The sequence below is a fragment of the Sphingomonas sp. P4_G3 genome, from assembly GCF_056401105.1.
Genome location: NZ_JBFUJZ010000002.1, coordinates 18,685 through 45,663, shown reverse-complemented (window position 1 = coordinate 45,663; position 26,979 = coordinate 18,685). Strand labels below are relative to the sequence as shown.

The 26,979-nt window shown below is 66.2% G+C and carries 22 protein-coding genes; 4 read left to right on the top strand and 18 right to left on the bottom strand.

The genetic code is table 11. The features are described 5' to 3' along the window. Window positions 1–80: 80 nt before the first annotated feature. Together ybeY and AC1DQQ_RS05700 are read left to right on the top strand one after the other, a co-directional pair. Window positions 81–590: an rRNA maturation RNase YbeY gene (gene ybeY, locus AC1DQQ_RS05705; protein WP_478044542.1), complete on the top strand. Its 510-nt coding sequence runs from the start codon at window positions 81–83 to the stop codon at window positions 588–590. 9 nt (window positions 591–599) lie between these two features. Next, window positions 600–1,490, top strand: coding sequence for a hemolysin family protein (locus tag AC1DQQ_RS05700; protein WP_478032634.1), 891 nt, complete (start codon window positions 600–602; stop codon window positions 1,488–1,490). 317 nt (window positions 1,491–1,807) lie between these two features. Here the strand turns inward: AC1DQQ_RS05700 and AC1DQQ_RS05695 are convergent, their stop codons facing one another. Continuing rightward, entirely contained in the window at window positions 1,808–2,563 is a 756-nt protein-coding gene (locus AC1DQQ_RS05695) for an SPOR domain-containing protein (RefSeq protein WP_478044540.1), read from the bottom strand. Then, window positions 2,563–4,290 (bottom strand): arginine--tRNA ligase, encoded by a 1,728-nt coding sequence (gene argS, locus AC1DQQ_RS05690; protein WP_478032631.1) that lies wholly within the window; start codon window positions 4,288–4,290, stop codon window positions 2,563–2,565. The genes AC1DQQ_RS05695 and argS overlap by 1 nt, the downstream gene beginning before the upstream one ends. 132 nt (window positions 4,291–4,422) lie before the next feature. Between argS and AC1DQQ_RS05685 the strand changes: the two genes are divergently transcribed. Then, complete coding sequence (locus tag AC1DQQ_RS05685; RefSeq protein ID WP_478044538.1) at window positions 4,423–5,232, top strand: class I SAM-dependent methyltransferase; 810 nt, start codon at window positions 4,423–4,425, stop codon at window positions 5,230–5,232. Window positions 5,233–5,256: 24 nt separating this feature from the next. On the opposite strand, the gene AC1DQQ_RS05680 is transcribed toward AC1DQQ_RS05685, so the two are convergent. Next, on the bottom strand, window positions 5,257–6,171 hold the full coding sequence (locus tag AC1DQQ_RS05680) for an alpha/beta fold hydrolase (RefSeq protein ID WP_478042959.1): 915 nt from the start codon (window positions 6,169–6,171) through the stop codon (window positions 5,257–5,259). 114 nt (window positions 6,172–6,285) lie between these two features. Here AC1DQQ_RS05680 and AC1DQQ_RS05675 point away from each other — a divergent pair, with 114 nt between their 5' ends. Continuing rightward, complete coding sequence (locus tag AC1DQQ_RS05675) at window positions 6,286–7,248, top strand: LysR family transcriptional regulator (protein ID WP_478032628.1); 963 nt, start codon at window positions 6,286–6,288, stop codon at window positions 7,246–7,248. Here the strand turns inward: AC1DQQ_RS05675 and AC1DQQ_RS05670 are convergent. The 15 genes from AC1DQQ_RS05670 to AC1DQQ_RS05600 form a co-directional block, all read right to left on the bottom strand. After that, entirely contained in the window at window positions 7,226–8,377 is a 1,152-nt protein-coding gene (locus AC1DQQ_RS05670) for a DUF1501 domain-containing protein (protein WP_478044537.1), read from the bottom strand. The two genes, AC1DQQ_RS05675 and AC1DQQ_RS05670, sit on opposite strands and share 23 nt — an antisense overlap. 2 nt (window positions 8,378–8,379) lie before the next feature. Beyond that, a complete protein-coding gene (locus tag AC1DQQ_RS05665; RefSeq protein WP_478044535.1) occupies window positions 8,380–9,948 on the bottom strand; it encodes a DUF1800 domain-containing protein in 1,569 nt (522 codons plus the stop codon). 109 nt (window positions 9,949–10,057) lie between these two features. Next, window positions 10,058–11,227: a deoxyguanosinetriphosphate triphosphohydrolase gene (locus AC1DQQ_RS05660; RefSeq protein WP_478042955.1), complete on the bottom strand. Its 1,170-nt coding sequence runs from the start codon at window positions 11,225–11,227 to the stop codon at window positions 10,058–10,060. 141 nt (window positions 11,228–11,368) lie between these two features. After that, window positions 11,369–13,678 (bottom strand): SPOR domain-containing protein, encoded by a 2,310-nt coding sequence (locus AC1DQQ_RS05655; protein WP_478044534.1) that lies wholly within the window; start codon window positions 13,676–13,678, stop codon window positions 11,369–11,371. A gap of 158 nt (window positions 13,679–13,836) precedes the next feature. Continuing rightward, window positions 13,837–15,315 (bottom strand): cell division protein FtsZ, encoded by a 1,479-nt coding sequence (gene ftsZ / locus AC1DQQ_RS05650; RefSeq protein WP_478044532.1) that lies wholly within the window; start codon window positions 15,313–15,315, stop codon window positions 13,837–13,839. Between the two features lie 107 nt (window positions 15,316–15,422). Further along, complete coding sequence (gene ftsA / locus AC1DQQ_RS05645) at window positions 15,423–16,685, bottom strand: cell division protein FtsA (RefSeq protein WP_066810394.1); 1,263 nt, start codon at window positions 16,683–16,685, stop codon at window positions 15,423–15,425. Between the two features lie 16 nt (window positions 16,686–16,701). After that, window positions 16,702–17,646 carry a cell division protein FtsQ/DivIB gene (locus AC1DQQ_RS05640; protein ID WP_478044531.1) on the bottom strand — a complete coding sequence of 315 codons (945 nt, stop codon included), beginning with the start codon at window positions 17,644–17,646 and terminating at the stop codon, window positions 16,702–16,704. After that, complete coding sequence (locus tag AC1DQQ_RS05635; protein ID WP_478042980.1) at window positions 17,643–18,536, bottom strand: D-alanine--D-alanine ligase; 894 nt, start codon at window positions 18,534–18,536, stop codon at window positions 17,643–17,645. Before AC1DQQ_RS05635 ends, AC1DQQ_RS05640 begins: the two co-directional genes overlap by 4 nt. Window positions 18,537–18,556: 20 nt before the next feature. Further along, window positions 18,557–19,456: a UDP-N-acetylmuramate dehydrogenase gene (murB, locus tag AC1DQQ_RS05630; RefSeq protein ID WP_478044530.1), complete on the bottom strand. Its 900-nt coding sequence runs from the start codon at window positions 19,454–19,456 to the stop codon at window positions 18,557–18,559. Then, window positions 19,453–20,871, bottom strand: coding sequence for a UDP-N-acetylmuramate--L-alanine ligase (murC, locus tag AC1DQQ_RS05625; RefSeq protein WP_478032619.1), 1,419 nt, complete (start codon window positions 20,869–20,871; stop codon window positions 19,453–19,455). Before murC ends, murB begins: the two co-directional genes overlap by 4 nt. Then, complete coding sequence (gene murG / locus AC1DQQ_RS05620) at window positions 20,868–22,031, bottom strand: undecaprenyldiphospho-muramoylpentapeptide beta-N-acetylglucosaminyltransferase (RefSeq protein WP_478042951.1); 1,164 nt, start codon at window positions 22,029–22,031, stop codon at window positions 20,868–20,870. The genes murC and murG overlap by 4 nt, the downstream gene beginning before the upstream one ends. Beyond that, window positions 22,028–23,251 carry an FtsW/RodA/SpoVE family cell cycle protein gene (locus AC1DQQ_RS05615; protein WP_478042950.1) on the bottom strand — a complete coding sequence of 408 codons (1,224 nt, stop codon included), beginning with the start codon at window positions 23,249–23,251 and terminating at the stop codon, window positions 22,028–22,030. Before AC1DQQ_RS05615 ends, murG begins: the two co-directional genes overlap by 4 nt. Beyond that, window positions 23,248–24,528, bottom strand: coding sequence for a UDP-N-acetylmuramoyl-L-alanine--D-glutamate ligase (murD, locus tag AC1DQQ_RS05610; protein ID WP_478042949.1), 1,281 nt, complete (start codon window positions 24,526–24,528; stop codon window positions 23,248–23,250). The genes AC1DQQ_RS05615 and murD overlap by 4 nt, the downstream gene beginning before the upstream one ends. Beyond that, on the bottom strand, window positions 24,525–25,604 hold the full coding sequence (gene mraY / locus AC1DQQ_RS05605) for a phospho-N-acetylmuramoyl-pentapeptide-transferase (protein WP_478032614.1): 1,080 nt from the start codon (window positions 25,602–25,604) through the stop codon (window positions 24,525–24,527). The genes murD and mraY overlap by 4 nt, the downstream gene beginning before the upstream one ends. Further along, window positions 25,604–26,977: a UDP-N-acetylmuramoyl-tripeptide--D-alanyl-D-alanine ligase gene (locus AC1DQQ_RS05600; protein WP_478044529.1), complete on the bottom strand. Its 1,374-nt coding sequence runs from the start codon at window positions 26,975–26,977 to the stop codon at window positions 25,604–25,606. Before AC1DQQ_RS05600 ends, mraY begins: the two co-directional genes overlap by 1 nt. Window positions 26,978–26,979: the final 2 nt, after the last annotated feature.

Genomic DNA, 26,979 nt, shown 5'->3' with positions numbered 1-26,979 from the left:
TGGGGTGGGGCAGTCACAAGCGACGGGCTCTGCGAGGCATCCCCCACCCCAACCCCTCCCCTGAAGGGGAGGGGCTACTGATGCTTGAAATCGCCCTCACCCGCGAATCCCCTTGGCCCGAGCACGACTGGGATACCCTCGCCGATCGCGCTACGCGTGCGGCGATCGACCGCACGCCGCACGGCGAATTGCTGACGATCCCCGCCGCGGTCGAGATTTCGCTGCGCCTGACATCGGACGACGAAGTCCACACGCTCAATCGCCAATACCGCCACAAGGACAAGCCGACCAACGTCCTCAGCTTCCCGATGGTCCAGGCCGATCTGCTCGAAACGGTGACGCAGAATTCGGACGATGGCGAGGTATTGCTGGGCGATATCGTGCTGGCCCATGGCGTCTGCGCGGCCGAGGCGGCAGAGCGCAATATCCCGATCGAAACGCATGCGACTCATTTGATCGTGCACGGCGTGCTGCATCTGCTAGGTTATGACCACATGAACGACCGCGAGGCCGAAGCGATGGAAGCGATCGAGACCGACGCGCTCGCCTCGCTCGGCATCGACGACCCCTATCTGATCGAAGAGGACTGACCGACTACAATGCCCGAGGGCCCCAGTACCGACGCCGGCGACAGTATCTGGCGCAAGCTGAAGTCGCTGTTCGGAGAACACGAACCGACGCTACGTGATCAGCTCGAGGACGTGATCGAACGTCACGAGGACGATCCGGCTCCCGATGCCGCCGGCGACCTGTCGCAACTCGAGCGCCAGATGGTCCGCAACCTGCTCCATTTCGGCGAGCGCGACGCGGGCGATGTCGGCGTGCCGCGCGCGGACATCGTCGCGGTCGAAGAGAAGACCAGCTTCGCCGGCCTCGTCCAGTTGTTCGCCGAAGCGGGACATAGCCGCCTGCCGGTGTATCGCGGCAGCCTCGACGAAGTGATCGGGATGATCCACGTCAAGGACGTGTTCGCGATCCTGGCCACCGGCGTGCCACATCCCGAGGACATTGCCGACCTGATCCGTCAGCCGCTCTACGTCCCGATGTCGCGCGGCGCACTCGACCTGCTCGTCGACATGCAATCGAAACGCGTCCACCTGGCGATCGTGCTCGACGAATATTCGGGCACCGAAGGCCTGGTCACGATCGAGGACCTGATCGAGGAGATCGTCGGCGATATCGAGGACGAGCATGACGACGCGCCCGAGGCGTTGCTCGTGCCGCTGGACGGCGGGGCCTGGGATGCCGACGCCCGCGTCGAGCTCGAGGACGTCGGCGCGACGATCGATCCACGCCTCGCCGAACATGACGAGGATGTCGACACGCTGGGTGGCCTCGCGGCGGTGCTCGCCGGCCGCGTCCCGCTCAAGGGCGAATGCCTGGAGACACCGTCGGGCTGGACGCTCGAAGTGCTCGAAGCGGATTCGCGCCGCATCGAACGGTTACGCCTTCACCCTCCCAAGCCGATCCCCGAAGGCGCCGAGTCCTAGGTTGAGAACCCAAATAAGCCGTTGTTCTTAAAGCGATCCATTTCCATAATCCGTCATCCCAGCGAAAGCTGGGATCTCAAGCGGCATCGCGTCACCGCCAGAGACCCCAGCTTTCGCTGGGGTGACGGGAGGTGCGCTGGGGCGACGGAAGGTGCGCTGGGGCGACGGAAGGATTCCGCGGGGATGATGACGGGAATATCAGTCCCAACCTAGGGTCGAATGCGACCGAAACGACAGGGTCGCCAAGTCCGGACAAAAAGGCCGGGGATCAACCCCGGCCTTCCATTCCCACCTTGTTCAAACCGCGTAAGGCGTCGTCAATTCGTGACGATGCACGCCTCGCCCGCCACCTTCAGCTTGCCGCATAATTCCTGCGCCGCGCCCGCGCTGCCGGCATTGACCTTGAGGCGGTAGAAAGTGCGGCCATTGACCTCCGCCTTCTCGACCGACTTGCCGAGATTGGCGATGTAATTGAAGCGCTTCGATTCCCGCGCCCACGCCGTGTTGGCCGCGGCTTCGCTCGGGAAAGCGCCGAGCTGGACCAACGCACCGCCGCCACCGCCATTGGCGACCGCGATCGGCTTGCCCGGTGGCGGTGCCACCAGCTTGCCGCGCGAGCCCGCCACGCTGGTCGTCGCGACCGAACTGCCCGGTCCGGTTTTCGCGTTGGCCGCCGCCCGGGTGCCGGCGACCGGCGCCTCGGGCAGTTTGGTCACCGCGATCTGGCTGTTGCCGCCGCCATTGCCGCCGCTCGTCGCGACCGAAGCGTCACCTTCGCCATCGACCTTGAGGCCGCCGGGATCCTCGGGCTTGACCTTGTAATCGCCTTCCTGCGCGGCGATCAGATCGCCATTGCCCGGCGCGGGCGCGCGATGTTTCCACCAATAGACGCCGCCGAGCACCGCTCCGAGCGCGACCAGCCCGAGCAGGACGAGACCCACGAGACGACCAAGCGAGGGCCCCTCATCCTCGTCATCCGCCGCGGTTTCGAGCCAGGGCAGTCGGTCCTCATCGCGTGCCGCGGGTTCGGGCACAGGCTCCGACGCCACATATTCGTCCTCTTCGCCCGCCATCACTTCATCTCCTGGACGGCCTCGACCCCCATGATGGCGAGACCGTTGCGGACAATCTGCCCGATAGCGTCGCCGAGGAAAAGCCGCGCGCAGGTGAGGTCGGGACGGTCGGGAATCAGGTAGCGGCGCTCCGGACGATCGTTGCCGACATTCCATTGCGCGTGAAACTCTGCCGCCAAGTCGTAGAGATAAAAGGCAATCCGGTGCGGCTCACGCGCCGCCGCCGCGGTCTCCACCACGCGAGGGAACTGCGCCGCGAGCTTCACCAGCCGCAAGTCCTCCGTATCAAGCTGGGACAGGTCGACGCCATTGCACGCGATCCCGGCCTCGGCCGCACGCCGCTTGAGCGATGCGACTCGCGCATGGGCGTACTGGACATAGAACACCGGATTGTCCTTCGACGCCTCGACCACCTTGGCGAAATCGAAGTCCATCTGGGCATCGGCCTTGCGCGTCAGCATGGTGAAGCGGACGACGTCCTTGCCGACTTCGCGCACCACGTCAGCCAGCGTCACGAAGTTACCGGAACGCTTCGACATCTTGACCGGCTCGCCGGCGCGCAGCAGCCGCACCATCTGCACCAGCTTGACGTCGAACCGGGTCTTGCCGCCGGTCAGCGCTTGCACCGCCGCGACGATCCGCTTGACCGTGCCGGCATGATCGGCGCCCCAGATATCGATCAGCGCGTCGGCGGTCTGCGCCTTCTGCCAATGATAAGCGAGATCGGCGCCGAAATAGGTCCAGCTGCCATCCGACTTCTTGATCGGCCGGTCCTGGTCGTCGCCATATTGCGACGAGCGGAACAGCGGCAGCTCGACCGGCTCCCAATCCTCGGGCGTCTCGCCCTTGGGCGCTTCGAGTACACCGTCATAGATCAGCCCCCGCGCGCGCAATTCCTTCTCGGCTGCTTCGGGCTTCTTCGCCGCCTGCAACTCGGCCTCGGACGAGAACAGGTCGTGATGGATGCCGAGTAGGGCCAGATCGTCCTTGATCAGCACCAGCATCTGCGCGACCGCGATCTTGCGAAAGAGCACCAGCCAGTCGCTCTCGGGCGCCGACACGAACTTGTCACCGAACTCGGTCGCCAGTGCCTGGCCGACCGGGATCAGATAGTCGCCCGGGTACAGGCCCTCGGGGATTTCGCCGACGCCCTCGCCCAGCGCCTCGCGGTACCGCAAGTGCGCCGAGCGCGCGAGCGTATCGACCTGCCCGCCGGCATCATTGACATAATATTCGCGGATGACCTTGTAGCCGCCCCATTCGAGCAAGGCGGCGAGCGCATCGCCGACCACCGCGCCACGGCAATGGCCCATATGCATCGGCCCGGTCGGATTGGCCGAGACGTACTCGACATTGACCGTCTGGCCGAGCCCCTTCGTCGAGCGCCCGTAATCAGGGCCGCCATCGATGATCGCGGCGAGTTCGTTGCGCCAAGTGTCGTCGGTCAGCGTCATGTTGATGAAGCCGGGGCCCGCGACGGCAACACTCGCGACTTCGTCGAGCTTGCCCAGTTCCGCCGCGATCTTGTCGGCCAGCACGCGCGGATTGGTCCCGGCCGGCTTGGCCAGCACCATCGCGGCGTTGGTCGCGAGATCGCCATGGCTGGCATCGCGCGGCGGCTCGACCGTCACCGCGCCTCGCCCCAGCCCGCTCGGCAAGTCGCCATGCGCGGTCAGGGCATCGAGCGCCGCGTCGATATGCGCGGCAAAGCGGGTGTAGAGGGTCATTCCTGGGGTCCAACGATAAGGAGAAGGCGCGCCCTTAGACCAAGCGCGCGCGACACTCAAATTGCGATGCCGGCCATCATATTCAACGCCAACGCAATTGACTATGTTATGTTGTATCATTAGCTGGCTAATATGACTGCCCATCCTCTAGCCATGAACGATCCCGCGCACTGGGATTCGCTCGCGGAACGCTACGCGGACGAGGCCGATCGCATGACCGGCATGTATTGCGAAGCGGCATGGCAACTCGCCGCCCTCCCGCCGAGCGCTCGCGTGCTGGACGTCGCGACCGGAGCCGGCGCCCTGCTGTCGATCGCGCTGAAGGACGGCGCCGATGCGATCGGGATCGATTTCTCGCCCGGCATGGTTCGCGTGGCGCAGGAACGGGCCGCCGCCATCCGTCCGGGCGAACGCGCGATGGTGATGGACGGCCAAGCGCTCGATTTCGTCGAGGCGAGCTTCGATGCCGCTTTCTCGATGTTCGGCGTATTCATGTTCCCCGATCCGATCGCCGGTTTCGCGGAGATCGCCCGCGTGCTGCGGCCGGGCGGGCTGGCGGTGATCGCGGTGTGGGAGAATGCCGGCGGTGCCGGCCCCGCGATATTGTTCCAGGAGGCGGCGCGGCGCCTGTTTCCCGACCGTCCCGTCCCGACACCGATGGCGCGGCTGTTCAATTCACCGGCATTACTCGACGAAGCGTTCCACGCGGTCGGGCTCGAACCGCAAGCGATCCATTCGGTGGAGCGGGCCTGGCCGGCACCGCCCATCGAATGGTTTCACGACAATGCCAAGCTCGCGTTCGGTTGGTCGCCTTTATGGCGCGATCTCGACGAGGAACAGCGCGCCGCATTTGCCCAAGAAGCCGCCGCGCTCGCGCTGAACCTGCCACGCGAAGGAATCCGATCGACCGCGCTGATCGGTATGGCACGCAAGCCCGGTTAGGCGCGCCAGTCTAAGCCTGCGCGCTCATTTACCGACATCGAGGAAGTCGCGAACCAGCTTCACCGTCGCGTCGGGCTGTTCCTCCATCAGCCAGTGGCCGGAATTCGGCACCACCGCTCCTGTCACATCGGTCGCGGTGAATCGCATGACAGCCGCCATCGTCGTGCCGAACGATTTGTCGCCGCCGATCGCCAGGACCGGCATGTTCAGCTTGCCCGCGGCGAGGAACGCCTGGTCGTCGATCGCGTCCTGGTCGAACGCCGCGAATTGAGAGAAGCCCGCATGCATCGCGCCGGGCAGCGCGTAGAGTTTCGCGTAATGCTCGCGCGACGTCTCGCTGAACTTGGCCGGGGTGGCGGAGAATTCATTCCAGAAACGGTCGAGATAGATGCGCTCGCGCCCGGCGACCAACCGCTCCATATCGGGTCCGCCGAAGCGGAAGTGCCAGAGCAGCGGGTTCTTCAATATCTCTTCCCATGGCCCGATACCCGGGATCGGCGCGTCCATCAGTACGAACCGCTTGATGCGATCGCGATGCTCGGCGGCAAAGGCATAGCCGACCATATTGCCGATATCGTGCGTGACGAGGTCGACCTTGTCGATCTTCAGGGCATCGAGAATGCCGGCAATGTCCTGACCCTGCGTCTTCTTGTCATAACCGCCGGTCGGGCGTGCCGACAGACCGAGCCCGCGCAGATCGGGAACGATCACGGTGTGATCGCGCATGAGGTCGGCGGCGAGCGGCGCCCACATATCGCCGGTTTCGCCATAACCGTGCAGCAACACCACGGCGGGGCCCTTGCCCCCGACGCGGACGTGCAGCGTCGTGCCGTTGGTGGCGATGTCGCGCTCGACAAAGGATGCCGGAAACGGCTGAACTTGTGCCGCCGCCGGCGCCGCGGCGAGCAGGCTTAACGCGAGAATGGCTGAACGAAACATGGCGATATCCCTGTTTGGCGCGTCACGTTGGACGCTATCGACAGGAAAGTGCCCACGATGCATCGTCCGGACTAGCCGGCCAATGCCGAAATCGGTTTTCGGAAGGATCGAACGATGATCAAGATGGACGGCATCGCCGCGTTCGTTGCTACCGCCGAATCCGGATCGATCAGCGAGGCCGCCCGACAATTGGGCCATGCCAAGTCGGTGATCAGCGAACGGCTGACCGAGCTCGAGCGGACATTGGGTGTCCGGCTCGTCCAGCGAACCACGCGCAAGCTATCGCTGACCGAGGACGGCGACAGCTTCCTGCCCCGAGCGCAACGGATTCTGTTCGAGGCGCGGGAAGCGCAGTCCGAAATCGCCGAGCGGCGCGATACGCTGGCCGGCACGCTGAAATTGTCGGCGCCCGTCAGCTTCGGCGTGCTGCATTTGGGGCCGGCTTTATACGATTTCCTCGCCGAGCATCCCGGCCTGGAACTGACGCTCGACCTCGACGACCGGTTCGTCGATGCCGCGGCCGATGGCTTCGACGCGGTCATCCGCCATGGTCCGGTGGCGGACAATCGGCTGGTCGCCAAGCGGCTGGCGACGACGCGGAGGATCCTGGTCGCATCGCCGGATTATCTGGCGCGTAACGGGACGCCGCATTCGCTGGCCTGCCTCAACGCGCATAAAGGCATCGTCTATACCAATCGCGAGGCCGATTGGCGGTTCGATGGGCCGGAGGGCTGGACCGTGATCCGGCCGCGCAGCGTGATGCGCGTGAACAACGGGCTGATCATGCGCGACGCGGCCTTGGCCGGGCTGGGCATCACCCTGCTGCCCGATTTCTTCGTCCATGCGGAGCTTGCCGACGGATCGCTCGTCCATGTCGATATCGGCACGGAAGGCGAAGGCGCCGAACTCTACATCTGCTATCCGCTGGCCCGCACCCAATCCGCCAAAGTCGCCGCGCTGACCGACAGCCTGCGGCGCGCCTTCGGCAACCCGCCTTATTGGAATCGCTCTGCGCCGGCCGAGACTGCTCGCCCCCCTGCCACGCCCGCGCGGATCATGCCCGCGACAGGCCGCTGACCGGCGCCGCACCTTTCGTATCCGGAAACAAGCTTGCCATCACTTTGCCCGGCTCGACCTGATAATGCCCGGCAACCGCGCCGGCGACGAACTGGTCGAGGCCAAGCGTTGGCTTGAGGTCGCGGCTTTCGAACAGAGCCGCCTGCCCCAGCCCCGGCCAATCCGCCACCACGCGCCCGCCCTTGACCGCGCCGCCGACCAGCATCGCCGCCGACCCGGTACCATGGTCGGTGCCGCCGGTGCCGTTGACCGCGACGGTGCGCCCAAATTCAGTCGCGACCAGGATCATCGTGTCGTTCCACACCGGACCCAAGCCGGTCTTCAGGCTGGCGAGCATCGCGTCGAGCCCCTTGAGCTGCGTCGCCAGCCGGCCGCGCTGGCCGGCATGCGTGTCCCAGCCGCCGGTCTCGATCATCGCGATCCGCGCGCCGTTCGCCGGCGCCAGCAAACGCGCCGCGAGCTGGCCGGTCGCCGCCGCGTTCTTGACGCTGACATCGACGAGATCGCCGGTCAGCTGGCGCGTGTCCATCGCCTCGCTCCACAAGCCGTGGAGCTGGCTATCGCCCTGGTAGAGCGCGGCGACACGCGTCAGCAGATCGTCCGATGCCTGGGGGAGCGCGGACGGCGCGTAGCTGGTCACCTCATGCGGTCCGCGCATCGCGAGCGGGATCGTCGCGGAGATCGCGATCGCCTTGGCCTCGCCCGACGGGATGACGCCGAGCATGCGGTTCATCCAGCCGTCCTTGACCTGATAGGCGCCGAGCCCGCCGCTTTCGAGCACGTTCTGGCCATCGAAATGGGAACGGTCGCGATAGGGCGAGGCAATTGCGTGCGCGAACAGCGCCTCCCTGGCGTCGTACATGCCGGCGAGCGACGTCATGGCGGGGTGGAGCGCGAACATCGCGTCGAGCTTCTTGGCGGTGGCGAAATCCTCGACCAACTGGCCGCGTGCGCCGGCAAAGGCCGGATCGCCGACCGCGCCGATCGTGCCGAGCCCATCCGCCGCGCCGCGCTGGATGATGAAGACGAAGCGGCGGTCGGTCTCAGCCTTGGCGAAGGCCATGCGGGGCGCCAGCGCGAGCGCGGCGGCGCCTGCGGAACCGATCAGGAAGGAGCGGCGATCGTACATGATTACCTCCGCAGCATTTCGGGAGAGACGAGGAGCAAGGCGAGCGCCTGGCCGGGACTTTCGGCGCGGGCCAAGGCCTGTTCGGTCGCCGGCGTGAGCATCGCCGGGAACAGTCTGGGGGCAAGCGCCCGCGCGTCGATCTGTGCGCCGGCGCGGGTGGCGAAACGTTCCGACGCCTCGACCCGGCGGACCAACGCATCGGGCCCCGCCCAACTCGCGGCGATATCGTCATAGCCGGCGGGCGAGCCCGGCTTCCACGTCGGCTGGCCGAGCTGGTTGAGCAAGCCGACCGCGGCGAGCGGCTGGACCTGCTTCATGCCAAGCGCGCGATAGGCCGACACCGTCCATTCCCAGGGCGACTTGAACTTGACCGGTTGCGGCACCCAGCATTCGGGGCTGTCGATCAGCACGCGGTAGAGGCTGGGCAGATCGCCGCCGGTCTTGACGAAGCTGGCCTGGAGCCGCTGGACGAGCGCGGGTGGTGGCGTATCGCCGGCGAAATGGCGCGCCAGCTTGGTCGCGATGTGCTGCGCGGTCGCCGGACTGGTCGCCAGCGTGTCGAGCACCGCTTGGGCCTGTTTCTCGCCCTCCTGCCCGTATGTGCGCCCGATGATGGTGCGCTCGCCGGGTTCGTGCAGGCGCTCGGCGAATACGAAATCGCCCGGCGTGCCATCGGTGCCCGCCATCCTTGCGCCCGGCCCGCGACCGATCCCAGCCACCGACCAGCCGGTCAGCGCGCGCGCGAATTCGGTGACGTCGGCCTGGGTGTAGCCACTGCGCACGCCCAAAGTGTGCAATTCCATGATCTCGCGCGCGAGATTCTCGTTGAGACCGAGCTTCCGGCCGTTCGCGCGTGGGCGCCGCGCAGCGAACCGGCCCGCCGTGGAATTGGGGCCGACCGACACCGCCTGATCGAGATAGAGCAGCATCGCGGGATGGCGCTCGACGGCATTGAGCATGTCGCCGAACGTGCGCGTCAGATTGGGGCGGATCGCCTCAAATTCGAGCAGGCCCGACAGGCCGATCACCTGGAGCTTGTCGGCGGACACCGCAAAATGGTTGGCCCAGAAATGCGTCAGGCGATCGGCGAACGGAGCGGTACTGCTCAGCGCGGCATTGATCCGCGCGCCGACTGCGGCGGCGTAATCGTCGCGGACCTGGCGGCCGACGAAGCGCCGCGCGTCCTTGAGCGGATCGTCGGCATCGGGCTTGGCGCCTGGTTCGGGCGTGCCCGGCGGCACCATGGCGGCGTTCGGCCGCATCGCCATGTCTTGAGAGGCACCGGATTGTGCCATGTCTGGCTGCCCCGGCGGCGTTGGTGCGGTGGCGGCACGCTGCTGCTGGCGGCGGCCCATCCCCATCTGCCGCAACTCGCGTTGCTGTTCGTAGAAATCAGCGAGTTCACCCGCCACCTTGGCACGCGGCGGCACCGCGGCGATCGCGGGGGGCCTTGGATCGAACGCCTCGATCTGCTGCTTCAGCCAGACCTTGGGATTGTCGGAAATGCTCTCATCGGGTCGGGCGCCAAGCCCGAAGCGATTGAGGGCAATGCTGGCATCGGTCGCCGCCATCGGCGCGTCACTCCTGTTCGCACCTGCGGTCTACCCCGCCAGTGTCGCACAACTATCCCGAGCATAACGTATCAGTGGGCGCATCCCTTCGCGCCGGTGATGGGTTTGCTTAGAACCCATCAGGCAGGTCGATCGGTCCGACCACTTCCCGATAGCGCGCGATCGCATAGCGGTCGGTCATCCCGGCGATGAAATCGGCGATGTGGCGGCTGAGCCAAGGCTCGTCCGCGGGCAGGCGGCCCGCCCAATCGCTCGGCATCAGCGAGGGGTCGGCATGATAAGCGGCGAACAGCCCGGCAACGACGTGCCGCGCCGCTTCCGCCGCCGCCATTTGGCGCGGATGGTGATAAAGGTTGGCGTACATGAACCGCTTCAGGTCGCGCTCGTCATCGCGCATCCGCTCGGAGAATGTGATCAGCGCCCTGCCCGCCTCGCGCGCTTCGTCGGCCGAATTTATCCGCGCGTCGGCGATAGCGGCACGGCTGGTCTCGATCAGGTCCATGACCATCCCGCCGATCTGGCCGCGGATCAGTTCGCCGACCAGCCGCTCGGGCGGCACATCCGAGAACCGCGCGCGGCATTCGTCCCAGCGCGCGGCGATCATCGGCAGGGCGAGCAGCTGATCCAGGCTCAGCAGCCCGGCACGCAGCCCGTCGTCAATGTCGTGATTGTCATAGGCGATATCGTCGGCGATCGCCGCGACTTGCGCCTCAAGGCTCGGCCAGTCGGTGAGTTCGAGCGGAAACTGGTCGTCGGCACGGGCCAGCGCCCATTGCGGTTCGATGATCGGACCATTGTGCTTGGCGAGCCCTTCCAGCGTCTCCCAGGTCAAATTGAGGCCGGGGAAACGCGGATAGGGGCTGTCGATCTCGGTCAGCGTGCGCAGCGTGTTGCCGTTATGGTCGAACCCGCCGCGATCCTTGAGCGCTGCCTCCAGCGCATCCTCGCCGGCATGGCCGAACGGCGGGTGGCCGATATCGTGCGCCAGGCACAGCGCTTCGGTGAGGTCTTCGTTGAGGCCGAGCGTGCGCGCAACGGTACGGCCGATCTGTGCGACTTCCAGGCTGTGGGTCAGCCGGACGCGGAAATGGTCGCCATCGGGCGCCAGGAAGACCTGGGTCTTGTGCCGCAGACGGCGGAAGCTGATCGAGTGGATGATGCGGTCGCGGTCGCGCTGAAATGCGTCGCGCGGCCCCCGCGTGGTGGTTTCCGGTTCGGGATAAAGCCGCCCACGGCTGTCCTCGGGATGCGAAGCGTAAGGTGCGGGCGTCCTGGTCATCGTGCTCGCGTGTAGCGGCGGGAGTTTGGGAAATCTAACCGATACTTGCTGTCAAGTCGTCGCCCCGGCGAAGGCCGGGGCCGCTGGCGAAGGCGCAATACGGCCAGCGATCCCGGCCTCCGCCGGGATGACGGAAAATGACTACTTGCCGCCGAGACGGTCGACCTTCTGCCCTTTGGTGCTGGTGAAGACGAAGCCCGACAGGCCGGCTTTGGCCATTTGATTGACGAACGCTTGCGCCTCGTCCTCGGACTTGAACGGTCCGGTCAGGACGCGGTTGGTCGCGCGCAGCGGCGTCGACCATCCCTGGCGATTGCGGAACAGATCGGGCGCCTTGGTCTTGAGCGCGCTCCAGGCCTTTTCCAGCGCCGCCTGGTTGGCGCCGCCGGCCACCTGCACCCAGACGCGCGCAGGATCGCCCTTGGTCGCTATATCAGCCTTGAAGCCCTTGGCGTCGGCAGCTTCGCATTTGGCTGACGCCTTGCCTTTCGCGCTCGTTTTGCCGCGCGTGGTGGCGACCTGATCGGCCCGGCCCCGCGTCCCCGCTTTGCCCTTGGCTGGGGGTAACGGACAACCATTCTTGTCGAGCGCGACTGCGTCGTCCTTTGCGTCGCGCGCGCTCTTCGCGTCAGCAGTCTCGCACCTGGCGACCGACTTCCCTTTCAGCGTCGCCTTGCCGCGCGTCGCCGCCCTGCCCTTGGCCGGCGGCGGACATCCATTGTCGTCGAGCGCGGCGCTGTCCTGCCTGGCATCGCGGCCGCCCTTCGTGTCCGCGACCTCGCATTTGGCAGTCGATTTCCCCTTTGCCGTCGTCCGGCTCCGCGTCGTCGTTTTGCTTTTGGACAGCGGGGGGCACGCGACCTGGTCGATCGTGGCGGCGTCATCCTTCGATGCCTTCGCATCAGCAGGCGGTTTTCCGTTGCGCCCCTTGGCGGACTTGCTGTCGCTGGCGTCCGTGGTTTCGTCATTCGCGGTCTTGCGGGTCGTTGCCCTGGGTTCGGGCGCCCTGGCGGCGGGCTTGGGTGCCTCCACCTTTACCTTGGGTTGGGGCGTAACTTCGGCCGGTTTCGGCGCCGGTGGCGGTGGCGGTGGTACGGCGCGCGTCGGCAGCGGCGCCACGCCGAGTTCCGCACCCGGCACCGAGATGCCAGCGATGATCCTGGCGAGCACGGTATCCTCGCTGACGCGCGAGGTCGCGGTCGGCGCCGGGCTGATCCCCGCCTCCGCGGCGGTTGGACGGTCGGCTACACCGCTATCGGCGCTCGTCGCGCTAAAGCCGGGAGCCGGCGGGGGCGGCGCCGCGACCACAATTGGTGCGGGCAATGGCGCTGGAGGAGGAGCGGCGACGGTCGCCGAGGGCGGTGGTGCCGCCGGCGTCGATGTTGGTTTCGGAGACTCGGCGACCTTAACGGGCGGCGGCAGGGGAGTCGGCGCCGGGGTCAACCCAGGCTTCGGCGCGGAAAGCGGCGGCGCATAGACGACGCGCGGTGACGGCTGCGGCAATGGCGGCGCAGGCGTCGATACCGCGCGCGGTGCGACGTAAGACGGCGGGTTCATCGCTACCTCGACGGGCGGCGTAGGCGTGGCGGCAGGTACGGCAGGCGCAAGATAATCGCCTTTCTTGCGCTTCTTCTTCCTGGTGTCCTCCTGGACAATCGGACGCGGCCGGGGTTGCTCCGCCGCCGCGAGCACCCTGGGCGCGGTCGGGTCGGGCCCGAGCCGCGGCAGCGCCGGGATCATCCGCGCGTCGGCGATGCGTTCTGGCGTCGCGCGCAGTTCGCCGAAATTGATCGCAAAGGCGCGATCGGCGGCCGACAGCATCGGCAGCCGGTCGAAGAACGGGGCGAGCCCCGCGCCAAGGCCCGGTGACATCATCGAATTCGCGATCTTCTGCGCGCCGTCGCGGTCGCCACTCATCGCCAGGATGAAGGCGCGATCGCGCCACGCCGCGCGATCGCTTTTGCGGAGCAACGCGTCGAGCAGGTCAAGTGCTTCCTTCTTGCGCCCGGAAATCCCCATCGACAGCGCGTAGCGCCGCGTTATCTCGTCATCAGGCTTTGCCCGCAGCGCCAGGCGGTAGTCGCGTTGCGCACGTTCCTGCTCGCCGATCAGATCATAAGCGAGGCCGCGATCGCCGGCATATTTGCTGGGATCGAGCCCGCGCGCTTCGGCTTCCTGGAACCGGCGTAATGCTTCACCGGGGCGCTCGGCACGCACCAACAAGCTGCCGAGCCCGGCCTTCACCCGCGGATTGAGCGGGTCGAGCTTTTCGGCGCGGCCGAAAAACCCCGCCGCGGCGGTGTTGTCGCCCATCCTGAGGGTCAGTTCGCCAGCGGTGACCAGCGCTTCGATGTCCAGCGGATTGGCAGCGAGGATGCGCATGTCCGCGGCCAGCGCGTCGGCATCTCGATTTTCATCGGTGGTCTGAGCGAAGGCCTGTCCGCCGCTCATTGCTAAAACAACGGCGGCGAGGCCGAGAGCGCGGCGGAATATCATGTCGGATGCCAGCCTAAACCGATTGGCGGCTGAACGGGAAATGGCCTTGGGTTTCACGAGCGGCGAGGCGGGGCGCGGCGGCGATGAACGCCGCCGACACCCCGCAAATCGGCTTACTGGTTGTTCTGGCGGTGCAGGAAGCGCGGGATATCGAGCGAATCCTTGCTCTCACCCTCGTCTGCTTCGGAGCGCGAGCCGCCGCGCGCGACGCTCTGCATCCGCTCGAACAGCGTACCGCCCAGCTTCATGCGCGGCGCCGGCGGAGCTTCCGCCTCGTCACCGGAGGAGATGGCCGGAGCCTCTTCGGCGCTCTCGCCCGGCGACAGCCAGCCCGGAGTTTCCTCCGCCGCAGCCTCGGCGGCCACAGGCGCTTCATACTCTGCCGGAACGGCTTCATCGTCGACCGCAACCTCGCTGCCGAGCACCAGTTCGTCGGCGTCAGCGTCCGGCGCGGTAGCGTCTGCCGGAGTATCGAGCGTCAGCGGCTGTGTGTCCGCTTCGGGTTCCGCCTTCGCTTCAGGCTCGGGCGCCGCTTCGACCGGCGATGCCGGTATCACCGACTCCGCCCTGCGGCCAAAGCTGAAGGCGCGGGTCGCCGGCTCCGCCGCGGCGGCAGCCACGGCGGCGCTGTCGGCCTCGATCCCGGTGGCGACAACCGACACGCGGATCTTGCCTTCCAGGTCGGGATTGAATGCCGACCCCCAGATGATGTTGGCGTCTTCGTCGACCAGTTCGCGGATATGATTGGCCGCTTCGTCGACTTCGAGCAGGCGCATATCCTCGCCGCCGGTGATCGAGACGATCACGCCCTTGGCGCCCTTCATGCTGACGCCGTCGAGCAGCGGATTGGCGATCGCCTTGGACGCGGCTTCGATGGCGCGGTTGTCACCCTCGGCCTCGCCGGTGCCCATCATCGCCTTGCCCATTTCCTGCATCACCGAACGGACGTCGGCGAAGTCGAGGTTGATCAGGCCAGGCATGACCATCAAGTCGGTGATCCCGCGCACGCCCTGCTGCAGCACTTCATCGGCCATTTCGAAGGCTTGTTTGAAGGTCGTGTTGGCGTTGGCGACCAGGAATAGATTCTGGTTGGGGATAACGATCAGCGTATCGACGTACTTCTGCAGTTCCTCGATACCAGCTTCCGCCGCCTTGGCACGGCGACTGCCCTCGAACGCGAACGGCTTGGTCACCACGCCGACGGTCAGGATGCCCATGTCGCGCGCCGCCTTGGCGATGACCGGAGCAGCCCCCGTACCGGTGCCGCCGCCCATGCCGGCGGCGATGAAGCACATATGTGCGCCTTCCAGCATCTTGGCGACGCCGTCGATCGCTTCCTCCGCCGCGGCACGACCGATCTCAGGCCGCGCCCCCGCGCCGAGCCCTTGCGTGATCCGCACGCCGAGCTGGATCTTCTGCCCCGCCTGACTCTGCTTGAGCGCCTGCGCATCGGTATTCGCGACCAGGAAGTCGACGCCCTGGACGTCGTTCTTCATCATGTTGGCGATGGCGTTACCGCCTGCGCCACCGACGCCGATCACCGCGATACGCGGAGTCAGTTCGTCTACATCCGGAGGAAGAAATTCAACCATTACGCGTTCTCCGACATGCTCCGCCCCCCGAAGCACTTATGCCCACAACTTCTTGCACTATCCCCCCCGCACTATCCACTACAAATGGGGGTCGATGACGCATTTCTTTAATAATTCGCCCGAGCCGTTCTAATCAGGCGACGGAAGATCGACATCGGCGACGGACGATGCACCAGCTGATGTTCGCCCGATGCCAGTGACCTGAGGTCGATCGGGTCGGTCGCGGCGTGGTGGACCAGCCCCGCCAGGGTCGCGAAAGCGGGTCCCGAATGCGCATCGGGCAAGCCGGCAAGTCCGCGCGGGCGCCCGACCCGGACCGACCGGCCGAGCGCGGCTTGCGCATAATCGGCGATACCCTTGAGCTCGGCACCGCCGCCGGTCAGCACGACCTGGCGCCCGACATTGCCGTCGAATTTCATCGCGGTCAGCGCCTTGCCGATCTCTCCCATCAACAATTCGAGCCGCTGGCGGATCACCGCGATCAGCTGCGCCTTGGTGATGCGCGGCCCCTCGCCCGCGCCATCGTCGCTGAGCGGCGCGATCTCGAGCATCTCGTGATTGTCACGCGGCGTCGCGTTGGCGCAGCCATGGAAGCACTTCATCCGCTCGGCCTGGGCGCGGCTGGCGCCGAAAGTCGAGGCAATGTCGTCGGTGATGTCGCTGGCGCCCATCGGCACGGTGACCAGGCCGACCAGCATGCCGCCGGCGAACAAAGAAACGTTGGTGATTCCGGCGCCCATCTCGACCAGCGCCGTCCCGAGCTCACGCTCCTCCGCGCTGAGGCAGGCGAGCCCCGTCGCGACCGGCGCGGCGATGATCGACTTTACCTCCAAATGCGACTTGGCGACGCACAGGCCGATATTGCGCACCGGCGATCCATCGGCGGCGACGACATGGATGTGGACACCCATCCGGTCGGCATGAAGCCCCAGCGGGTTCTTGACCCCGGTGATGCCGTCGAGCGTGTAGAGCGCCGGCTGGGCATGGAGCACCATACGGCCGGCCGGATCGATCGATTCCCGCCCCGCGCGCAGCAGCGCGTCGATATCGCTTTGTTCGATACGGTGCCCACCCATTTCGAACTCGATCGAGGCGACGTCGCTGACCAGCCCGCCCGCCGAAAAGCCGACCCAGACATTCTCGATATTGGTCTGGGCGATACGTTCGGCCTGTTCGACCGCTTCGCGCACCGCGACTTCGGTCGCCGCCATGTCGGCGATGCAACCGCGCCGCACGCCGCGGCTTTCGCGCTGGCCGGTGCCGAGCACGATCAGCTCGCCGCCGCTGCCTTTCTGCGCGATCATCGCGGAGACCTTGGACGACCCGATATCGAGTGCCGTGATCAACCCCTCCGGCGGTGTCTTGGCCATGTTTCTATTCCCCCACTCAAACCTGGTCGCGCGACGCCGCGCGATCCGTCGACGCCGGCGCCGGCGTCGACATATTGCCCTTCGAACTCGTCGGAACCCCAATCCGGCTCGATCCGTCGGGCTTGCGCGCCACGAACACATCCGGGTTGCGCATGTCGAACTTTACCCATCCTCTACCCAAAAGTCGAAGCGTACCATCCCTCTCCGCAAACAACCGGAGTGCCTTGGCAGCCTCATCGGTTCCCTCGGGCAGCGACAAAGTCTCCCCGGTGTCGAACAACAGGTCCCAGCGGCGGTTGCCGACCCAGGTCGCAGCCCGCACCTTCGGCTTGAGCGCGGGCGCAATGGTCATCAGCGTCTGATAGGCCGGCTCCTGGCGATCGGCGCCGGGACCGATCACCAGCGGCAAATCGGGCATGGCATCGGCCGATACCGCTTCCAGATAGACTCCGTCGCGATCGATCAGGCTCAGCGTCCCCTGGTTCTGCCACACCGCCGCCGGCGTGCGCTCGACGATCCGGATCAATAAGGTATCGGGCAGCCGCCGCGAAACATGGGCATCCTGCACCCAGCCATATTGCAGCAACTTGTCGCGGATCTGGTTGAGGTCGACCAATGGCATCGCGCGCGATTTCTGTTCGAGCGCAACGGCATAGACCGTCATCTGGTCCATCCGCTTGACGCCACGGATCTCGATCTGTTCGACGCGGAAACCGGCATTGCCGGCCTGTTCGGCGACCGCGGTGCCGACCGCGCCGGGAATGCCGAAGATTTGCGCGACGACCAGCGCCGCCCCGACTGCTAGCGCGAAGATCGACCAGGTCGCGATGCGCTGCAGAGTATGCTGGGAAATCGGCAGCCAGGCGAGAATGCGGTCGATGATCGACGGCTTCTTCTGCTTGCGCTTTGCCGACGGCCGGCGCGCGGTCGGCCGCCCGCTCCTAGTGGGGGCACGGCTCATGCCAGCGCCTCGTCGATGATCATCTGCACCAGCTCCGGATAGGAGATGCCGAGATGTCTCGCCTGTTCGGGGACGAGGCTCAAGGGCGTCATGCCGGGCTGGGTATTGACCTCGAGCAGGAACAGCCCGTCCTCGCCGCGCTCATCGTCCCAGCGGAAGTCTGATCGCGACGCGCCCTTGCAGCCGAGCAGATTATGCGCCTCGAGCGCGAGGCGCTTGCAGGCCGCGGCGATCGCATCGGGGATTTGCGCCGGAAAGACGTGCTCGGTCATGCCGTCAGTGTACTTGGCGTCGTAATCGTACCAGCCGGATTTGGGCTTGAGTTCCGTCACGCCAAGCGCACGGCCGCCGAGGATCGCCGTCGTCAGTTCGCGACCACGAACATAAGGCTCGGCGAGCAGTTCCTCGAATTCCTGCCACGGGCCGGCGACATCGCGGCCGATCGGGTTGCCGTAATTGCCGTCGTCGGTGACGATTGCAACGCCGACCGACGAGCCCTCGTTGACGGGCTTGAGCACATAGGGCCGTTTGAGCGGGTCGCCCTCGAATATTTCCGCCGATTTGACGATCCGTCCGCCGGGCATCGGGATGCCGTGCGGGACCAGCGCCTGCTTGGTCAGCACCTTGTCGATCGCGATGACCGAAGTGACCATGCCCGAATGGGTGTATTTGAGGCCCATCAGGTCGAGCATGCCCTGCACCGAGCCATCCTCGCCCGGCGTGCCGTGGAGCGCGTTGAACACGATATCGGGCTTGGCCGCGGTAAGCCTGGCCGCGACGTCGCGATCCATGTCGATCCGCGTCACGCGATGGCCGAGCGATTCCAGCGCCTCGGCGATGCCTTTGCCCGACATCAGCGAAACTTCGCGCTCGGCCGACCAGCCGCCCATCAGGACCGCGACGTGGAGAGTCACTTCGCCACTCCCACGCGCTGAATTTCCCATTCCAGCATCACGCCCGACTTCGCCTTCACCTTCTCGCGTACCTCTTCGCCCAGCCCCTCGATGTCCGCGCTTGTCGCGTCGCCCAGGTTGAGCAGGAAATTACAATGCTTCTCCGACACTTGCGCACCGCCCTTGCGAAGTCCGCGGCAGCCCGCTTGATCGACCAATTGCCAGGCCTTTTGGCCTTCGGGATTCTTGAAGGTCGAGCCCCCGGTGCGGCTGCGCAGTGGCTGCGATTCCTCGCGCGCGGCGGCGATGCGGTCCATTTCGGCCTGGATCGCGGAGGGTTCATCGATGTGGCCACGGAACGTCGCGCCGATCACAATCGCACCCTCGGGCAACTCGCTGTGGCGATAGGTGTAGCCGAGATCGCCGAGCGCGAGCGTCCGGCGCTCGCCCGAACGCAGGACCACATCGGCCTCGACCAGCACGTCCTTGACCTCGCGGCCATAAGCGCCGCCGTTCATCCGGACGAACCCGCCGACCGTGCCAGGGATCGAGCGCATGAATTCGAGGCCGGCGATCCCGGCGTCGCGCGCATTCGACGAAACGAGGATGCCGCTCGCGCCACCACCGCAGCGAAGCGTGGTTTCGTCGATCCGCTCGACCTTGGCGAACGTCTTGCCTAGTCGCACCACCACGCCCGGGACGCCGCCATCGCGGACGATCAGGTTCGAGCCCAGGCCGAGCCCCATCACCGGCACCGACGGGTCGAGCGCGTAGAGGAAAGTCGAGAGGTCTTCGACATCGGCCGGCTCGAACAGATATTCGGCCGCGCCGCCGCTCTTGAACCATACCAGCGGCGCGAGCGGCGCGCCCTGGGTCAGTTTTCCGCGGACCGGAGGCAAAGCGTAGCAGACCGTCACCGCACCGCCTCGATCCCGTCGGCCAAGCCAGCCGCCCATTTCGTGATGTCGCCCGCGCCCAGGCACACGATCATATCGCCCGGCTGGACGACCGAGGCCAATTCCGTCGCCAACTCTTCAGCCGAGCCGATCGTCGCCGCCGCGCGGTGGCCGCGGCGCTTCAAGCCATCGACCAAAGCCTGCGCATCGACCCCCTCGATCGGTTGCTCGCCCGCGGCATAAACCGGCGTGACATAAACCATGTCGGCATCGTTGAACGCCTGTTGGAAATCCTCCATCAGATTGGCGAGACGGGTGTAGCGATGCGGCTGAACCACCGCGATGACGCGGTTGGCGACGCCCTCGCGCGCCGCCGACAACACGGCGCGGATCTCGACTGGGTGATGGCCGTAATCGTCGATCACGACCGCGCCCCCATTTCCCGCAAAAGCAACTTCGCCGACCTTGGTGAAGCGACGCTTGACCCCGCCGAACTTGGCGAAGCCCTGCTGGATCGTCGCGTCATCGACGCCGAGCTCGAGTGCGACGCCGATCGCCGACAGCGCGTTCTGGACGTTGTGACGGCCGGGCATCGGCAGTTCGATATGCTCGATCGAGCGCGTCGTGCCGTCGCGGCCACGGATGATCGCCTCGAACCGGTTGCCGCCGGGGATCGGCGTCACGTTGACGCCGCGGATGTCCGCCTGAGTAGAGAAGCCGTAGGTGACGATGCGGCGGTCGCGGACGCGCGGCAGCACTGCCTGCACTTCGGGATGATCGAGGCACAGGAAGGCGGCGCCATAGAAAGGCACGTTCTCGATGAACTGGACGAACGCGTCCTTGATCGCGTCGAAGCTGCCATAATGGTCGAGATGTTCGGGATCGATATTGGTGACCACCGCCAGCGTGCCGTCGAGGCGCAGGAAGCTGCCGTCGCTTTCATCGGCCTCGACCACCATCCACTCGCTGTCGCCGAGCCGTGCGTTCGAGCCATAGCTGTTGATGATGCCGCCGTTGATCACCGTCGGATCGATCCCGCCGGCGTCGAGCAACGCCGCGACCATCGACGTCGTGGTGGTCTTGCCGTGCGTTCCCGCGACTGCGACGGTCGATTTGAGACGCATCAGCTCGGCGAGCATCTCTGCGCGGCGCACCACCGGGATGCGGCGTTCGAGCGCGCACTCGACTTCGGGATTGGCGCGCTTGATCGCGGTCGAGACGACGACGACCGCGGCATCGCCGAGATTGTCAGCGGCATGGCCGATCTTCACCTCGATGCCCTTGTCGCGCAGCCCTTGCACGACATAGCCCTCGGCGACGTCAGATCCCTGCACCTTATAGCCGAGATTGTGCATCACCTCGGCAATGCCGGACATGCCGATCCCGCCGATGCCGACGAAGTGGATGGCGCCGATATCGGTCTTGAGCCCGGTCATGCGAATGCTGCTGCCTCTCCGCCGGGAGCGGCGGTTTGAACTTTGCCGACGGGAATGTCAGCGGGAGGATGGTCGAGCCCCTCGACCAGATCGGCGAGATCGCGCGCCGCGTCGGGATGGCCGCACGACCTGGCACGCGCCGCGGCATTCTGCAGCGCGGCGGGATCGAGGCCGAGTTTCTGCATCTGCTTGGCGAGTTCGACCGGGGTGAACTGGCTCTGCGGGATCGTCCGCGCGCCACCGGCTTCGGAGATTTCGCGCGCATTCTCGGTCTGATGGTCGTCGGTCGCGCTCGGCAGCGGCACCAGAATCGCCGGGCGGCCGGCGGCGGTCAGTTCGGCAATCGTCGACGCGCCAGCACGCGCGATCACTAGATGCGCCCAGGCGAGATGCTCGGGCAGATCGGGCAGGTAAGTGGCGAGGTCGGCGGCGATCGACAGCTCGGCATATTTCGCCCGTGCCTTGTCGATGTCCTCGACCCGTGCCTGGTGAGTCACTTGCAGCCGGCGGCGGAAATTGACCGGGAGCATCGACAGCCCGTCGGGCACGACGCTGCTCAGGATGCTGGCACCCTGGCTGCCGCCGGTGACGAGCACGCGGAAGATGCTGTCCTCCTCGAGCAGCGGATACGGCTTGTCGCGCAGCGCCAGCACGTCCTCGCGCACCGGATTGCCGGTCAGGTGCGCCTTGCCGCGATGTTTTTCGGCCAGCCGGTCGACCTTGGCATAGGAGGTGGCGATGGCATCGACCCGCCCCGCCACCAGCCGGTTGACGCGGCCGAGCACGGCGTTCTGCTCGTGCACCGCGGTCGGCACCTTCTGGTTGAACCCGGCGAGCAACGCCGGCAGCGCCGGATAGCCGCCAAAGCCGATCACCGCGGCCGGCTTGATCTTCTCGAACAGGCTGATCGCCAGCTTGCGCCCCTCGAGCATCGCGCGGCCCGCGCGATACCAGCCTAACGGCCCGCCCTGCATGCGGCCCGCGGGGAGCACGTGCGTCTCGATCCCGTCGAACAGGCCCGGGAAACGCACGCCGCGCTCGTCGCTGATCAGATCGACCTTGTGGCCTCGTTTCTTCAGCTCGGCGGCCAGCGCTGCGGCCGGCACCATGTGCCCACCGGTCCCGCCTGCGGCCAGAACGAATTGCCGCACTCTCGTCATTCGCCGCTCCATTTCACGACATAGGGTGAGCGGCTCACAAACGGGTTCCGGCGCGTAAACGCAAGCAGCAACCCCATCCCGATCGACAGTGCGATCATCGACGATCCGCCATAGCTGATGAACGGCATCGTCATGCCCTTGGACGGCGCCAGGCCGGTATTCACCGCCATCGAGATCAGCGCCTGCAATCCGAACTGGATGGCCAGGCCGGACGCGGCCAACACACGGAATTCGTCCTGTTCATCCAGCAACTTGACGAACACGCGCACGACGATCGCGAGGAAGATCACGGCGACGATCGCGCAGGAGATCAGCCCGAATTCCTCGCCGATCACCGAGAAGACATAATCGGTATGCGCTTCGGGCAGACGGAACTTCATCTGTCCCCCTCCGGGACCGGTGCCGAACCAGCCGCCCGCGGTCAGCGTCGCGCGGGCGGCATTGACCTGGAAATGGTCGGCGGCGTCGGTCGAGTCCGGAAACAGGAAGGCGTCGATACGGGTGCGCGCGGTCGAATAGAAGAGATAGGCTGAGATCACGCCGACGAACGCGGCGCCGAACAGCGCCCCGATCACTCGCGCCGAAATCCCCGAGATCAGCAGCAAGGCGAGCCATACCGCGCAGAACACCACCGTCTGGCCGAAATCGGGCTGCAGCATCAGCAACGCGGCGACCAAGGCGGTCAATCCGCCGGTCAGCGCGGCGAGCATGCCGCCCGACAATCCCTGCTCCTTGTTCTTGAGCGACAACAACCACGCGACGGCGACGATGAAGCACGGCTTGAGGAATTCGGACGGCTGGAATTGCGCGACGCCGACGCCGAGCCAACGCCGCGCGCCATTCACCTGAACGCCGATCAGCGGCACCAGCATCAGCATGATCAGGAATCCCGCGCAGCCGATCAGCGCCATCCGCCGCGCGCTCTCGGTCGGCAGCATCGAGACGATGAACAGCACCGGCAGCGACACCGCGACCCACATCACCTGGCGCCAGAAATAATAGAGCGCGGGCATGTGATGCGTGGCGTCTGAATAACGCTGCGCCGATGCGGGAGACGCAGCGGCAACCGCGACCAATCCGATCGCCATCAGGAACAGAGTCAGGATCAGCAGCACCCAGTCGATGTCCCAGAACCACGCGCCGAGCGGCGAGCGGTCCGACCGGCCGCCGCGCCGCGCGACCCGGGTCAGGAATCCGTCCTTGGCGGGCCGCGAGTTCATGCCAGCGACTCGACCAGTCCACGGAAGGTGTCGCCGCGATCCTCGTAATCGCGAAACTGATCGAACGAGGCGCAAGCCGGCGACAGCAAGACGGTCTCGCCCGGCTTGGCGGCGGCGCGGCACAGCTCGACGGCATGCGCGAGCGTTTCGGCATAAACGGTCGGAATGTCGTTCTTGAGCAGGTCGAGGAACATCGGCCCGGCTTCGCCAATCGTATAGGCGGCGCGGACACGCCCGAACGAGGGGCGACAGGCGTCGAGGTCCTTGGTCTTGGCCTGACCGCCGAGAACCCAGTGGATGCCGTCAAATGCCGCCAGCGCCGGGGCGGTCGAGTCCGGATTGGTCGCCTTGCTGTCGTTGACATAGGCGACGCCGTCGACCGTGCCGACACGCTCCATGCGGTGCGGCAGGCCCTTGAAGCTTTCGAGGCCCGCGTCGATCGCCGATTCCGCCACGCCGAGCGCCTGGCAGGCAGTGATCGCGGCGAGCGCATTCTGCGCATTGTGCGGGCCTTGCAGCGAGGGCCAGCGCGACTGGTCCATGCACACGCCCGGCGCGATCTTGAACAGATGCTCGCCACGCGCCGACAGGCCGCGCGCGATCTTTGCGGAAGCGTCGTCGCCGATCCCGATCACCGCGTCGTGATCCTTCGACTGCATCGCGAACAGCCGCGCCTTCGAGGCGGCATAGGCATCGAAGCCATCGTAGCGGTCGAGATGATCGGGCGTGATGTTGAGCAGCACCGCGACATCGCAATCGAGCGTGCAGGTCAAATCGATCTGATAGCTCGACAATTCGAGCACATAGACGCCGCCGACCGGCAGCGGCTCCTCGCCCAGGATCGGCAGCCCGATATTGCCGCCAAGCCGCGCCGGAATACCAGCTGTCTCCAGGATGTGATGGATCAGCGCAGTGGTGGTCGACTTGCCGTTGGTGCCGGTGATGCCGACGACACGGTGCGACGGCAGATAGTCGCGCGCTTGGGCGAACAGTTCGATATCGCCGATCACCGGCACGCCCGCCCCGCGCGCCTTGGCCGCGATCGGGTGACGGTTGAGCGGTACCCCCGGCGATACGACGACACCGGCGAAGCCCGTCAGGTCGATCTCGACCGGATCGGCATAATCAGGCCCATCGATCGTCCGCTTGCTCTCGTCCGTGTCCCACGCGACGACCTGAGCACCCGACGCCAGCAGCGCACGCACGGTGGCCTGGCCCGAGCGCGCCAGCCCGAGCACCGCATAGCGTTCGCCGCGCCAGGACGGACTGGTGATCACCGCAGCTTCAGCGTTGCCAGACCAGCGAGCGCGAGAACCAAAGCCACGATCCAGAAACGGATCACGACGGTTGATTCCGGCCAGCCAAGTTGTTCGAAATGATGGTGGATCGGCGCCATGCGGAACACGCGCTTGCCGGTGCGCTTGTAGACGAACACCTGGATGATCACGCTCATCGCCTCGACCACGAACAGCCCACCGATGATACCGAGCACGATCTCGTGGTGCACGGTGACCGCGATCGCGCCGAGCGCGCCGCCCAAAGCGAGGCTGCCGGTATCGCCCATGAATACTGCCGCCGGCGGCGCATTGAACCACAGGAAGGCGAGCCCCGCCCCGATCATCGCGCCGCAGAAGATCGCGAGATCGCCGACGCGCGGAATGTGCGGGATGCCGAGATAATCGGCGAATTTCGCGTTACCGGCGAGATAGACGATCAGCATGAACGCGACGCTGGCGATGATCACCGGCATCGTCGCGAGCCCGTCGAGGCCGTCGGTCAGGTTCACCGCATTGCCGAACGCGACGATCGTGAACGCCGCGAACACGACGTAGAACCAGCCGAGATCGATCACCACCGAATTGAAGAACGGCAGATAGAGGTGCGTGCCGTTGGCAGTATTGGTGTGGATGATGATCGCACTGGCGATGCCGGCAATGGCGAATTCGCCGAGCAGGCGTACCCTGCCCGACACGCCTGCAGTGCTTGCTTTGCGCACCTTGTCGTAATCGTCGAGGAACCCGATCGTGCCGAATCCCAGGGTCACGAACAGGCATGCCCAGACATACGGATTGGTCAGGTCCATCCAGATCAGGATCGAGATCGTCATGCTGGTCAGGATCATCAGCCCGCCCATCGTCGGCGTGCCGCGCTTGGCGAGGTGCGTTTGCGGACCGTCGGCGCGGATCGGCTGCCCCTTGCCCTGGCGCACGCGCAGCCAGCCGATGAAGCGCGGTCCGATGATCAGGCCAATCAGCAATGCGGTCGCCACCGCCGCTCCCGAGCGGAAGGTCTGGTAGCGGACCAGGTTGAGAACGTGCGGGAAACCCAGCGCCTGCGCGATCCAATACAGCATTATATTTTCCCGCCGGCGAGCGCTGCGACCACCGCAGCCAACCCGACCCCGTTCGAACCCTTGATGAGAACCGCATCGCCCGCTTCGAGTGTCGCCGTCAGGCGGTCGCGCGCGGCAGCGGCGTCGGGCACATGAACGATTTCGACCTGGCCCTCAAGCGCTTCGGCGAGCGGCTCGATCTTTTCACCGACGAGAATGACCAGCTGGACGCCAGCGTCACGAACCGGACCGGCGAGCGCGGCGTGATATTCGTCCGATTTGTCGCCGAGTTCGCGCATTTCGCCGAGCACCGCGATCTTCCGCGTCGCCGCTTCTTCGCCGAGCACCGCGAGCGTCACGCGCATCGATGCCGGGTTGGCATTGTACGCCTCGTCGATCACCAGCGCGCGGCCGCCTTTCACCTCGACCGAGAAGCGGGCGCCGCGTCCAGCAAGCCCACCGAGATCGGCGAGTGCGAGCCCAGCCAGCGCGAGATCGCCTCCGACCGCGTCGACCGCAGCCAGCACGGCCAGCGAATTTGATACCCAATGCTTCCCGGGTTGCGCGACGGTATAGCTGAGCTCGCGCTCGCCGACCCGCGCGGTGACGAAGGTGCCGCCATTGGCCGCCTTGACCGCTTCGATCGCGCGGACGTCCGCGCCCTCGTCGATCCCGAAGGTGATCGTGCGTGCGGCATGGGGCGCGGCGGCTGCGGCGAGACGGTCGCGATGCGGACTGTCATAGGGGATGATCGCGACGCCATCCGGCTCCAGGCCCTGGAAAATCTCGCCCTTGGCGTCGGCGATCGCGCTTTCGTCGGGAAAGAACGCCGCGTGCGCCGGCGCGATCGCGGTGACAATCGCGACATGGGGGCGCACCAGGGTCGTCAGATGGGCGAGTTCGCCCGGATGGTTCATCCCCATCTCGAACACGCCGTAATCGACCCCGGCGGGCATCCGCGCCAGGCTGAGCGGCACGCCGGTATGGTTGTTGTAGCTCTTGACCGAGCGATGCGCCGACTTGGCCGGCGAGCGGTCGAGCGCGGCGAACAAGGCTTCCTTGGTGCCGGTCTTCCCGGCCGACCCGGTAACCCCGACGATCCGCGCAGACGTCCTGGCCCGCGACGCCTTGGCCAGTGCCTCCAGCGCGGCGAACGTGTCCGACACAAGGACGTTGGGATGCGGCGTATCCTGACTGACGATCGCGCCCGACGCGCCGCGATCGAACGCCTGATCGAGGAATTTGTGGCCGTCGGTGGTCTCGCCGGTCAGCGCGACGAACAGGTCGCCCTGCCCCACTTCACGCGAATCGAAGGTGACGCCAGAAACGTCGAACGCCGCCGAAGCGGCGCCGTTGGTGGCTGTCGCGATGTCGGCCGAGGTCCAGAGCGTCATTG